This is a genomic window from Pseudomonas sp. LBUM1674 (assembly GCF_059695635.1).
Genome location: NZ_CP166779.1, coordinates 4117233 through 4130278, shown reverse-complemented (window position 1 = coordinate 4130278; position 13046 = coordinate 4117233). Strand labels below are relative to the sequence as shown.

The window sequence follows — 13046 nt, the reverse complement described above, 5'->3', positions numbered from 1 at the left end:
GACCGGGATTACTGGGCTTTTTCGGCCGCCAGTTCTTCCAGGTCGATGTAACGGTTGCCGATGCGTGGGTGCAGGCGGCCGCCGTCGGCGCAACCCAGGACCACGACGATTTCGTCGGCGCGCGGTGCATCTTCGATCTTCATTTCCAGGGTGATGTAGTGCGAACGCAGGCCTTCGTCGTCCTTGTGCATCATCGGAATCTGGATCGAGGTGCCCGGGCCGCCGCGCTTGTTGGTGAAGCTCAGGTAGCTCTTGGCTTTCACCGCTTCGCGGTAATGGTTGCCGAAGCGCAGGGTGTGGATGACGGCGGAGGCGTGCTCGATTTCACCGTCGGCGCCGACCACGGCCGCCTTGCCATAAGCCTCGATCTTCTCGGCGCCGCCGATGATGCCCACCAGGCGTTCAACCATCATTGCACCGAGGTCGGAGCAGTTCTCGCGGATCTGTGGTTTGAGGTCTTCGACAAAACCGTTGCCCACCCAAGGGTTCTTCATGACGACAGCCAGGCCGACCATGGTCACGGGTTTGTCGGTGGCCTTGCCGCCTTCGATAAAGGTTTCTTCGACGTAGCTGACGATCTTGCGGATTTCGAAACTCATGAGCTGCTCCGTAGGAGGTTTGGGTGTCTGTGCGTCTGATGGTATACCATAATACCGGAAGCACAAGTCCCTCGGATGAGTTTCTGGTCGGACGGTTTAAAAAAGGGGGATTTTCAGCGAACGCCAGATAGGTGAACTACAGGGATCCCGTGTAGGAGCCGGCTTGCTGGCGAAGGCGGCGGCAGATTCAATAGAGGTGTTGGCTGGCGGACCGCTATCGCGAGCAAGCTCGCTCCCACAGGGTTCTCAGGCGAACACCAAATGGACGTACGGCGGGGGATACTGTGGGAGCGGGCTTGCCCGCGATGGCGGTGGCACATTCAGCAGAGGTGTTGGCTGGCGGACCGCTATCGCGAGCAAGTCGAAGGCGGTATATCAGGACTTCGCTTCCTTGGTCCCCAGCACATCACGGATGCTGTCCACCACATTACTGTCCTTGATCACATCGTTCAGCCAGCCCTCGAGCGGCATGTTGCCCCATTTGATCGCGCGTTCGATCAGGTAGGGGACGGGGCTCTGGGGCTCGGTCTGTTTGAAGAACTGGGCGATGCCCGCCAGCTGGGTGAAGGCCTCGTCGCGGGTCAGCGGCGTGGTGCGCAGCGGCGTGGCGGCAAGGTCGTGTCGGGTCTGGGTCATGGCAGGACCTGCGGGTTGGTCGGCAGCATTTTCAGAGGCGGCCAGAGGGGGTGCGACAGGGGCCGGGTGCAGTTCGATACCCCGATCCTTGAGCAGTTTCTCGGCCAGTTGCCCGGCGCGGAACAAGATGTCATTGAGCCCGGCGAAACTGGGTGCTTCGGCGCCGAAGTGGCGGTCAGCGGTGCTCTGCAGCTGTTGACAGGCTTGCAGGCTGGCGGCGATTTCGCCGGCCTTGAGACGCAGATAGTCCGAGTCGGTCAATACCACCGAACGCTGGAAGATCTCGGCGTTGATCTTGCCTTCGTCGAGGGCGGCCCGCATGGCCTGGGGGTTCTGCAGCGCCAGGTTTTCCACATGCCTGGACTCGTCATAGCGCAACAGGCCGTACTGTTGTCCCTGGGTGATCGGCAGTGCACCGACGATGTCCGCCAGCGAGGCTTTCATCCACGCCAGCCGTGCGGCACGTTCATCGACGCCATCCTCGAGCGAGGGGAACAGGTCAGCCCAGAAGGCTTCCAGAATGCGCTCGGCCAGGGTCAGGCCGAAGGTGATACCGACGAAGTGGTAGCGGTGCGCCAGGCCCTCGCTGAGCCAGGCGACCAGCATCAGGTCCTTGCTCTGTCGCGCCAGGCCTTGTGCAGCCAGGGTGATGGTCAGGTCCCAATCCGAGGATTTCAGATCGGTCTGCCAGTCACCCTGGGTGAGGTAATCGGGGTCTGCTCGACGTGCTTCCTTCACCTGATCGAACAAGGTGGAAAAGCTCAAGTCTTCGCCGCTTCCCTCATTGATGGGCGCTGTCAGTTCGGCCAGCGAAAGGTCGTTGAGAAATTCAGACATAGGCAACTCTGGTCAAGATAAAAGAACACCGTGCCTGATTGCCAGGCACGGTGCCGAACACGGACCGCTTGCGCGGCCCGCCATCGCTACAGACTTAAGCGAAAACCTTGTTGGCCGTGCGATCCCAACCGCCGGTCACGTTGCCGCCGCCCTGGCCATCGGCCCGGCTCTGCTGGGTGTAGGTGGTCTTGATGCGGGCGAAGTTGAAGCTGATTTCTTCAATCGGCAGATCGCTGACCGATTTGTCTTCACCGCCTTGACTGCCACCGGCAACGGCCTTGACCGAAGAGACCACGACTTCTTCCAGGTTGATGGTCAGGTAGGTGACCTTGTCACCGCCGGCGCGGTTCACGTTCAGTTGGATCTTGGCGATGTGCGTGCCTTTGCAGCAGGCTTCGAACAGTTTGGCAGAAGCCTTGTCCACGGCCTTGCGGATGCTGAAGTCGCTCAACGCCACACGCTCCGACGAAGCGCCGCCCGAAGAACTGGCCGTCGCGGAGGTCGCCTGGGTTGCGCTGAACTCGTAGCCCAGCACTTCGATCCAGTCCTTGTGCTTGTCGTCCAGCACTTCACCTGGAATGCCTTCGATCTGGATGTATGCGTCAAATGCCATTTTTAATTTCTCCTTACCTTCATTTAAGGACTGACCTGCGCACAGGTCACGAACCCTTCGTTTTAACCTCTTTGAAACGATCAAGAGAGGTGTGTTACCGGCCTGGGCCTCTACGTCGAGACGACCCGGGCGCCGGTGTTCCTGCCAATGGCGGGACGCTCTCAGTTGAGCGCCCGCACTTCGATTTCTACCCGCCGATTGGGCTCCAGGCACTGGATGAGTCGGGCCCTGGGCTGCTGCATGTCGCATTTGACCAGGGGCCGGGTGCTGCCCTCGCCGATGGCCTCGACCAACTCGCCGGGCACACCTTTGCCCACCAGGTAAGTCTTGATGGTCTGCGCGCGCTGTCTGGACACCTGCATATTGCCCTGGGGGTCGCCCAGTTGATCGGCATGCCCGGCGATGATGATTTTGCCGATGTCAGGGGTGCTCAAGAGCTTGCCGGCGATGGCACTGAGCTGGCCCTGGCCTTCGGTTTTCAGGCTCTGGAAATCGGCGCGGCCAAAGGCGAACAAGGTGTCCGACTCCAGGGTGATGGTCTCGATCGAGCGCAGCGACTGGGTCAGCAGGCTGTTGATGTAGTTGCGCGAGCTGGACGTCAGGAACGCGTTGTCGAGAATCCGCGGCACGTCTTCCTCGTGGATCTGGTCGCTGTAGAAATTGATCTGCCGGCTGGCAAACTCGTAATCCTGGTTCGAGCCTGCACCACCATTGGAAGCACCGATGGTCTTGCCAGTCTGGCGGGCGATCGCCGGGTACCAGTAGTCGGGGATCCTGGCTTTGAGGAAGGCGGGGTCAGCCTTTTCCCGCTGGGCACGGGAAAGCATGACGTAGGTGTCCAGCGTCGTCTTGCCGAAGGCCGCGATCGACTGGGCCCGATTGTCGCTCGGCAGCGCCTTGGGTTCGACGCTGTCGATGCCGGTCACGGGCAACAGTTCCTTGCTGTTGCGCTGATACACCTTGAGGGTAGTCAGCAGGTACAGCGAGCGGGTCAGGTTGTCGGCCGTCGGCTTGAGCATCACGCTTTCCAGCCGATCGAAATACTGGCTGCGCAGCAGGGGCTCGACTTTGTAGCCCTGGTACAGCCCCAGGCGCATGCGCAGCGGCACACCTTGATCGTGGTGCTGCGCATAGTAATGGGCGGTCCAGAAGCGCATGCGATCCAGGGTTTGCCAAGCGGTGTATTGACCCGTCGCCGACGCGTCAGTGGCGGCCGCCTCGGCCAGTTCCGTCGAAATCGCCTGCACGGTGTTTTTGTTGTTCACATAGGACCAGCCCAACAGTGCGCACAGCAGCAGCGCCACCAGGCCGGTACCGCCAATCCAGGCCGCCTTGCGCCGACGTTCGCGATGGTTGGTCGTGTACAGCGCTACCAGGTGCTGGTCAGGGATGATGACCTTTCTGAACAGACTGTTGATGAACAACGGGCGCGCTTGTGCAGTGCCGCTGGGGAGCGCTTGATCACTGTCCAGGGAGAAGCGCTCCGTGACCTGGCGCGTGTGTCCGCCCAGTTCCGGCTGGTCGGCATCCAGGGCGCTGGTGAAATAGAAGCCGCGCAGCAGTTCAGCCTTTTGATACGGGTTGGCGCGCAACAGGGCATCGACGAACAGCTGGAGCCGCGGTTTGAGCGCTGCCAGTTCCAGCGGGAAGCGATACACCGCCGAATCCTGGCGGGTGATCTGAATGTCCTGCAGGACCAGTTGCTGGCTCGCCACCTGCTGCCAATAGCTGACCAACTCGTCCATCGCCACGCCGAATTGCCGGCCCCAGTCGGCCTGCTCATAGCCTTTATGGGCGAAGGTCTTGCCCATCACTTCGCCCCGGGCAACGTCATCCAGTTGGCGGTAGAAGGGGGCAAATCCCGGCACCAGGTCGCACTTGGTGAACACCAGGTAGACCGGCAGCCGCACTTCCAACAGCGCATGGGTTTCCTGGATGCGCTCGCGCAGGCGCTTGGCAATCCGCTCCTGGTCCTCGAGCGAGGCTTGCAGGATGTCGTGGATGCTGACGGTGACGATCAAGCCATTGAGCGGCCGGCGCTGACGGTGCTGGCGCAGCAGCTGGAGGAAGGCCCGCCATTTGCCGGCTTCCTCTTGGTTGTTCATGTAGCGACCGGCCGTATCCAGCAGGACGGCCTCGGAACTGAAAAACCAATCGCAATTGCGTGTGCCGCCCAGGCCGGCGACGCGCGCACCTTCGCGCTCGGCGTAAGGGAAGTTGAGGCCCGATTGATAGAGCATCGTGCTTTTGCCGGCGGCCGGCTGGCCGATTACCAGGTACCAGGGCAGGGCATACAGGGCATCCTTGGGATTGCCGCCCCGGGGCTTGTTGCTGTGCAGGCGCTCGATGCTCTGCAACAGGCGCTCGCGCAACAGGCTGACTTCCTCGCGGTCCGCCGGGCTGGCGTTCAGTACCGCCTGGTCGGCATCGTCGCGCAGCAGCCCTTCCAGGTTGTGGTGTCGCGACACCCCACGATAAAGCAGCAGCACATAGCCGCAGGAGAGCAGCAGGAACACGCCGATGCCCGTCAGCAGGCTGTTCAGTGAACTGAAGTCAAACGCACGGCCGATGCCCCACACCAGGAAGATCGAGAGGAAAAACATCACCCCCAGAAGGTAGGGTTGGTAGCGCAAGCAGTAGTACTTGATCTTGTTCATACGGACTTCGAATCCAGGGCAGCGACAAAACGGTCGATGACGTCATCAAGAGGGCGATCGATTTCGGGAAAAACACAGGCAGGGTGGTGCTCGTCAAACGCATCGAATGACCCCAGCACGTCATAGCTTTGCGAACGCTCGCCGGTACCGGTCAGCACGCGATAGGCGTCGCTGGTGGTGCGCGAGGCAAAGCAGATCAGCCGGGGACGCATGAAGTCGTCCGCCAGCAGGCTGATCTGTGGCACGGCGCTGCCAGGTGTCATGCGCGTCAACCAAGTGATCCACAAATCCGCCGTCGGGTTTTTCAGACCCCGTTCTGCCGGCAAAGGCAGGGCGATCCCGATCGGCGTCCCGTGGTGCAGATGCCTGTTCAAAGCCTGCAAACGGGTGAGCACCGCGTTGGTGACGAACTCCGGGTAGGAGCCTTCGAGCGCGGTCGCGATGTCACGCAGGTTGAAGTTCACCAGGAATTTGTCGTGCACGCGCCGGAACAACTCGAAGTCCTGACCTTGCAAGGGGCGCAAGGCCTTGATGCGATCGAACAGCACCGAAGTGCTTTCGCCTTGGGCGGCCCTATGCAGCAAGGGCCTGATCTGCCCGCTGAACAGTTCGCCCAGGGTGAAAGGGTTGACCAGGGGCCCGGCTTCGCTGGCTTTTACCGTCTGGAAAATGAAAAACGGATAGCGTCGCTGGCTTGAATCCCTCGAACTGATCAGCCCGCCCAGCAGCCAGTTGCCGCTGCGTGCGCGATAGCAGAAGAAGCACAGCGGCAAGGCGTCGAACAGTTCCCGCCAGTGCTCAAGAGGCTGCAGGGCGGCCAATGCGCCTTGCAGCCAGGCATCGAACTCACAGACGTCGTCGGCTGCACCGTGCAGGCTGACGAAGTCCGGGCTCGCGGGGACTTTGCCGAAACAGCCGATCATCGGCCGGGTCCCTGATTCAGCACGAGCATGTTCACTGTGGCCGTCCGCCTGTCGCGTTGAGTGCACTCAGGGCCTTGACGTTGGCCAGGTCGGTCAGCTTGACGCCGCCATAGTTGCGCACGGCGAGGCTGACCGGGCCACTGGCGGTGTTCCAGCTGAAGCGTTGCTGGATACCGTCCAGGTCGCTGACCCGCGCGCTGTCATTCATGCGCAGCAGGCCCCAGCGGCCGGGGTAATCGAACACCGTGATGCGCTCGCCGGTCAGGGTGACCACGTCCATGCGGGCACCGGGTGCGGTGGTGGTGCCCGGCCAGGAGAAACGGCTCCAGCTGGTCTTGCCGTTACGGTAATGCTGCACCTGGCCATCGAGGGTGAAGATGATGTCGGTGAAGTAAGCCGAAGGCTCGAGCATGATCTCGAAGCCGTTTTCCCGGTCCGACAGGCTGGCGATCACCTGGCCCAGGGAGCTGGCCTTGTCGATGCTGTTGACCATGTTCGGGTTGACCAGTGGCGTTGCCTTGCTGGCGCTGCTCATGCCGAGGCCTTCGCCACCGGACAGGTTGCCGATTTCGTTGCGCTTGAAGTTCGGCAGCAGACCGGACTCCGGGTCGACGAAACGCTGCAGATCCTTGACCGAAGCTTCGTTGCGACTGCCCGCCGCGATCGGGTAACGGTGCGCCATGACTTGTTCCCAAGGCTTGGCGATCTGTTGCGCCCAGGCCTTGGCGATCTGCTCGCCGGCCGGATCGCGCAGGGTTTCCCAGGCAAACTGGATCGGCAGACTGAACAGGCCTTGCAGCGAGGTCGACAGGCCGCCCTGGCTGGTGTCGACGGTGGTCTCGACGTAATTGCGCACGCTGGTGACTTCGCTCGGTTGGCCTTCCAGGGTCTCGCTGATCAGTTGCTTGCTGCTTTTGCCGACGTCTTGCGAGCGCTGGATGTTGTTCATCCGCACCTTGAGTTTGCGCAAGGCCGCCAGGTAGCGATCCATGATGGTGCTGTCGGCGCCTTCGGCGTTCTGCACCGCGAACACCCGCGACACCGGTTCGAAGCGCTTGGCCAGGCTGCCGTCATCCACGGCGGGCAACGGCGAAATCAGCGCGTTCGGCGAGGTGTCCTGGCCATCGAAGAGGCCGGTGACCTTGCCCCAGAAACCGTCATCGCGCTTGATGCCCGCTTGCTGTGTTTCCCGGGGTGCGGGCACATCCCATTGGGTGTTGTCGTTGACCGCCGCCAGCAGGTTTTTTACCGGTGAGTTCTGCACGTCGCTGAGCAGCGACAGTTGTTTTGTCGCGTTGGCCATGTCGGTGAAATGGCGCACGCCCACACTGTCGATGAAGCCATACCAGGCCTGGCTGTAGTCGCGCTTGTAACGGGTCATGAACTCACGGATGAAGTTGGCTTTCTGCACCAGGCTGTCGCCGCCTTCACCATCGAGCACCCAGTCCGATTCGTTGTGCAGGTTGCCCGACACCAGCTTGATCAGCTCCGGCTTGACGAACTGTTCCCAGCCCTGACGGGTGAAAATTGCCGGCACCGCTTCCGTGCCGTACAACAGCTGACGCCCCGGCAAAGGCACCAGGTCGCTCAGGCCCAGGGCCGGGAACTGACGGCTGGATTCCAGTTGCAGGCGCAGATATTCGCGATCCACCAGGGAGCTGGAAATCATGAACGACTTCAAGCTGTTGCGGGTTTCGCTGATCAATTGCTCGTTGCGTGGCAAGGACGGCGCCTGGCCATTCTTGAGCAGTTGCACGTAGACCGGCGCGTTGTCCTGGATAACCGCAGCGCTGACCGGATTGTCCGCACTGGCGGTATTGGCCCAGGCCACCGGCAACGCAGCCGCCACGAATTCCGGCTCGGGATGCGCATCGGGTTGGGTCAGCATCAGGTAGAGCTTCAGCGCGTTATAGGACTCGATGATGGACTCGACCTGGCGCTCATCCAGCCGGCCCAGCATTTCCTCGGACAACGAAAGCCCACCGGTGGTCGCCGACAGATCGGCGGCGTCGCTCGCGGTGGCCGGATTGCGCAGCGCGGTCATGGCCTCTGCGCGAACATTGCTGGCGGCACCCTTGGCGGCACCGCTCAAACGGTTTGTGACATCACCCGTGCTGCGGGGAACGCTGCTCAAGCGGGTCGGCAATTTCAGCCCTTGCGCACGGGCCTTTGCGGAGGGGTTACCGGCCTTGGCGGACGCAGGCGCAAAGTTGTTCTGCGGGTCCATGGTTTTGGCGAACTCGTTGAACGCGCGCATCTGCAATTGCAGTTGCAGGGTCACCGGTTCCAGCGCCTGGGTGCGCAGTTGCTGCAAATAGGCATTCTGGGCGACAAGGTAGATGTCGTCACCGCGATAAAGGCCAGCGCCGAGTTGCAGCGGCACGCCTTTGGCACGGTACTTCTCGATGGCGGCGAGTTGATCGCGCAGCAATTCCAGGCCCTGGCCCGAGGCGAGCAACTGGGCGCGGTCCGGTGATTGCTGCAGCGCGGTCAGTTGCTCGCGCAACGAGGCCAGCCACTGACGGTTATTCTGGAATGACAGGGTTTCCCAGCCAATGAACACCAGCCCGGCCAGCACCGCCACACCCAGCAGGGCAGGGCTGAAGGATTTGTTCTGGCCGAAACGCGACTGATAGAGCGTCAGGTCGCGGTCTGGGAAAATCACCCGGCGGAAGGTGTCGGTAATGAAATAGCTGCGATCGCTGATTGTCTGGCCGCTGCTTTGTGTGTGCTGGTCGTGCTCGGGTTGCGGCTGCAGGGCAAACGACTCGGCGAGGTCATCTTCATAGACCTGGCTCAGTTGCTGATCGGTCTGCAGGGCGCTGGTGAAATACAGGCCGCGCAACAACAGTTGCGTGCCCGCCTGCCCGGTGTGGGCGAAGTGCTGGAGAAACTGCTCCAGCACCACCGACAGTTCGGAAAAATAGTTAGGGAAATTCAGCAGCGCGCTGTTGGCATCCGCCCCCAACGCAATCATCTGCGCGTCGACATGCCGGCGAATATGACTGTGCAGGTTGGCCAGCTTGGCATCCAGCACCGGGCGCAGACCCAGGTTGCGGATTTCAGAGAGACCGAAGGTCATGCCCAGCGGTTGCTGGCGTTCGTTCAGGTCCAGGCCTTCGAATGCCTGGCTGAAGCCCGGCAATTGGTCGGTCTTGCTCAACATCAGGTAGATCGGCGGGTTGGCGTCCAGGCAGTCGGTGTACTCCTCGATGCGCGACACCAGTTGCGCCGCGAGTTCGTTGCGCTCGGCAGCGCTGGCCGCCAGCAACTCGGGCAGGCTGACCACCAGCACCAGGCCGTTGACTGCCGCCTTGTTGCGTTGCTTTTTCAGCATCCGCAGGAACGCGGCGAATTCGCTGGCGGACTGATCGTCGCGCAGGTAACGACCGGCCGTGTCGATCATCACGGCCTCGGGGCTGAAGTACCAGTCGCAATGCTGCGTGCCGCTCTGGGTGTCATTGGCACTGTTGGCGATACTCGCGGACAGGCCGGAACGGGTCAGCAACGAGGTCTTGCCGGCGCCGGACATGCCGATGACCAGGTACCACGGCAGGTCATACAGCGCCGACGAGCCGCCGCCACCGGCCGAGCGATCGGTACGCAGCATGGCGATGGCGTGCTTGAGGCGTTCGCGCAGCACTTGCTGGTCACGGAACTCACCGGTGGACTTGAGCGATCGATCGACCTCGATCTGCACCAGGTTCTCAAGGTTGTGTTCCGCGCGGATGCGCTTGTACTGACGCAGCACGACGATCAACAGGTAGAAGGCGCTGATGATCGCCATCGCCTCAAGTCGATAGCCCTGCAACCAGCTGACGTGCGGTACCACGAACCAGCACAGCAGCAGACTCGCCAGCCACAACACGGGGATGACGAACCAAAAACTTTTCAACAAACGCAATAATGTCTTCATGTCTTCCTGACTCGATTACCTGACCTGTGCTCAGGCACTGAACAGCTGGCTGATTTGTTCGGACAACGCGGCGACGTCCTTGGCCAACAGCCAGTCCAGCGTCAGGTAAACACCCACGCAGACCAGCGCAATCAGCGCCAGGTAAAGCCAGACGGGCACTTCATGGCGCAGCATCTGCGACACCTGGTCGGGCAAGGCCCAGTCAGGCGAGAGCGCCTTGGGCGTCCTGCGGTAACGCGCGATGTCCTGGCCCAGGGTGTTGGCCAGGTAGCGCAACTGGTCTTTCTGGCCCAGGCTGAACTTGCCTTCGAAACCCAGCGCCAGGCACAGGTGGTACACCTCGAGCACATCCAGGTTCTGCTTGACGTCGCTGCGCAACGAATCGATTTTCTCGAAGAAGCCTTCGCCGGCCAGGTGCACGCCGAAATAGCGGAACTGCAACGGCTGCAGTTCGAAGTGGCGACGCAGATCGTTTTCCCCGGAGCGCAACACGCTTTCGTCGAGGAACGCACACAGGGCGTATTGCGTGTCTTTCACTTGTTCGACGCTGTAGTTGGCGCTGCGGGCTTCGCGTTCCAGGGTCGAAAAGAAGGCATCGATGCTCGCCTCGAAGGCGGTGACCGAGGTCACTTGCCGGCCCTTGCGCACGATCAGCGCCATGCTGATGAAGTCTTGCACCAGGTCTTTCAACAGCGGTTTTTCGCTGGCGGTCGCCACGGCGCCTTGCATTACGGCTTCAGTCATTTGAGTACCGCCATCAGTTCAAGCTTGAGATTGGTAAAGGCGCTGGGCGCGTAGAACGAGATGGCCTGGGCACTCATCATTCGTTCGTACACCCGGCCATGGGGCTCGATGGAGAAGTAGTGATTGTCCAGGCGCACCGGAATCGCGTTGGGCAAGCGGCTCGCGTGATTGAGCGTGACCCCGGGCATGGCGCTGTTGACCACCACTTCAATGTCTTCGGGCGAACCGACCTTGAACGCGCGCGGCACCAGTTCCAGCAGGCTGGAACCCGGCATGTCGGCGTGCACCGAAATATAGAAATCCGCCTCGGCCAGGCGCGGGTCGAGCAACTGTCCCTGCCAGTACGACGGCTTGGTCTGGGTCAGGTTGATCACGACGCACTGGTTCGGCACCACGTTGTCGAGCAGCACCCGGATCATTTCATCAAGCTTGACCAGCGAGGCCGCCGGGTCGTGATGGTCATACTCGGGAATGTCGTTGAGCTGGGTGTCCAGCGAAAACGTCAGCAAGCCACCCGCGAGCTCCGCGAGAAACACATACAGGCGCTCGGGGTGCAGGCGCGGGTGGGCGAGCAGGTGCGCCAGGCCCGGGTGCGCCCGGTTCACCGTGTTCAGCAGCCAGAACAGGGTCACGTCGCTGGAGCCGAACTCGGCAATCTGGTCCGCGCGTTCGCGACGACGGCCCGACAGTGCCTTGCTCTTGGATTGCAAGGCACCGAGCAAGCGTTTGCCAAGCCCGGTCAGGGTTTCGTGGGTGCCGACATGCAGGGTCGGGTGCACGAAGTGCGCGTCGAGGTTGAAACCGCCGATGTTATTGCGCGACAGCCGGGCGATCGGGCACCAGCTGTAGCCATCCAGGTTGTCGCCGTCGATCAGCATCACCACGTTCAGGCGCAGGCTGGTGATTTCGTTCTCGAGGTCGCCTTCGTTCAGGTCCGGCAAGGTATCGAACTGCTTGCGAAAACGTCGTGCGCTTGTTTGTTCCTGGCCGTCTTCGACGTAATTCATGCCGAAGGGCTCAGGCAGTTTCAGTGCGGCGTAGACCTTCAGGTCGTTACCCTTGAGCAAGTCTTTCAAATCACGGGCCGCTGGCAGCGGATCGTGCTGCGGTGCGTCGAACAGGCTGCCGTCGGGAAACACCAGTTTGAGCCGTTTGAGCTGCAAGGAGCCGGTGGCGAGGGCTTCTTCATCGACCTGCAGCATCTGCACGCCCCAATGGAAGGGCGTGCTGCGCAGCGTCGATTCCGCCAGCTGATGCTGGTGGAACTCATCCTGGTATTGGAAATGTTGTGGCAAAAGGAACATGCCTTCCGACCACATCACCCGGCTTTGCTTACTCATGAACGCCTTCCAATAAAGAGTTTAATTTCGACTCCGTCGCCTTTTGCGCGGAGCTGGTGGCCGTGTCTTCGGCCTGCTGCACGACCGCGTCCTGGACGCGCTGGGTCAGACTGCTTTGGGGTGGCGAGCCGGCCGGCTGGTCGGGCAGGGCAGACACTTGGGCAAGCTGCGCTTCGGTCCTGGGTTTGTTCAATACATCGACGCCACCCATGGCCGCGACCGTGTTGTTGTCCACCAGCACCCGCAGGCCGTCGGAGGAAAACCAGATGCCATCCTTGCGCAACGAGTTGGCGTCAAACGCGACCTTCCAGCGGCTGTTTTCGTCCGAGCGGAAAAAAGCGGCGACGCCGACATAACCCGCGGCTTTATTCAAAGGCCAGGTGTCGACTTGGCCCATGCCCGGCAGCAAGGTGATTTCGCGGTTTTCAATCAGCGTATTGCCCAGGGCTTTCTGCGGGTCGTCCCACAGCGAGTCGGCATCGATCGATGAAAAGCGCTCCAGCGACGTCAACTGGTACACGCGAATCACCACGGACAGCGGTTTGCCGGACTCGTCGGGATTGAGCTGATTGCCGCCGTCGGAGGTCAGGATGACCTTCTCGTTATCGTCGAACAGCATGTCGCCGGCCCAGGTGTCATCGACCCGCTTGCCGATCCGGTCGGTGACGCCACAGGCGGTCAGCGCCATCATCATTGCCACCGCGATCAGGCACTTTGCCAATGCTGGCTGCGCTGCACGCGTCCCTGTCTGTCTGTTATCCATGACGGTTTACCTGTAAGT

9 protein-coding genes are annotated in these 13046 nt (G+C 61.4%); all 9 read right to left on the bottom strand.

Features of this window, described 5'->3' with window-relative positions:
* Positions 1 to 8: 8 nt before the first annotated feature.
* Positions 9 to 599 (bottom strand): amino acid synthesis family protein, encoded by a 591-nt coding sequence (locus tag ACA067_RS18880; RefSeq protein WP_138967511.1) that lies wholly within the window; start codon positions 597 to 599, stop codon positions 9 to 11.
* A 375-nt stretch (positions 600 to 974) separates the two neighbouring features.
* On the bottom strand, positions 975 to 2072 hold the full coding sequence (gene tssA / locus ACA067_RS18875; RefSeq protein ID WP_497457962.1) for a type VI secretion system protein TssA: 1098 nt from the start codon (positions 2070 to 2072) through the stop codon (positions 975 to 977).
* A gap of 94 nt (positions 2073 to 2166) precedes the next feature.
* Positions 2167 to 2685 (bottom strand): Hcp family type VI secretion system effector, encoded by a 519-nt coding sequence (locus ACA067_RS18870; protein ID WP_064677225.1) that lies wholly within the window; start codon positions 2683 to 2685, stop codon positions 2167 to 2169.
* Between the two features lie 161 nt (positions 2686 to 2846).
* On the bottom strand, positions 2847 to 5342 hold the full coding sequence (tssM, locus tag ACA067_RS18865; protein WP_497457961.1) for a type VI secretion system membrane subunit TssM: 2496 nt from the start codon (positions 5340 to 5342) through the stop codon (positions 2847 to 2849).
* Complete coding sequence (tagF, locus tag ACA067_RS18860; protein WP_497457960.1) at positions 5339 to 6265, bottom strand: type VI secretion system-associated protein TagF; 927 nt, start codon at positions 6263 to 6265, stop codon at positions 5339 to 5341. Before tagF ends, tssM begins: the two co-directional genes overlap by 4 nt.
* 31 nt (positions 6266 to 6296) lie before the next feature.
* Positions 6297 to 10181: a type VI secretion protein IcmF/TssM N-terminal domain-containing protein gene (locus ACA067_RS18855; RefSeq protein ID WP_497457959.1), complete on the bottom strand. Its 3885-nt coding sequence runs from the start codon at positions 10179 to 10181 to the stop codon at positions 6297 to 6299.
* Between the two features lie 30 nt (positions 10182 to 10211).
* Positions 10212 to 10925 carry a type IVB secretion system protein IcmH/DotU gene (gene icmH, locus ACA067_RS18850; RefSeq protein ID WP_497457958.1) on the bottom strand — a complete coding sequence of 238 codons (714 nt, stop codon included), beginning with the start codon at positions 10923 to 10925 and terminating at the stop codon, positions 10212 to 10214.
* Positions 10922 to 12265: a type VI secretion system baseplate subunit TssK gene (gene tssK / locus ACA067_RS18845; RefSeq protein WP_497457957.1), complete on the bottom strand. Its 1344-nt coding sequence runs from the start codon at positions 12263 to 12265 to the stop codon at positions 10922 to 10924. Before tssK ends, icmH begins: the two co-directional genes overlap by 4 nt.
* Positions 12258 to 13028, bottom strand: a complete 771-nt coding sequence (gene tssJ / locus ACA067_RS18840; RefSeq protein WP_497457956.1) for a type VI secretion system lipoprotein TssJ — start codon at positions 13026 to 13028, stop codon at positions 12258 to 12260. Before tssJ ends, tssK begins: the two co-directional genes overlap by 8 nt.
* Positions 13029 to 13046: the final 18 nt, after the last annotated feature.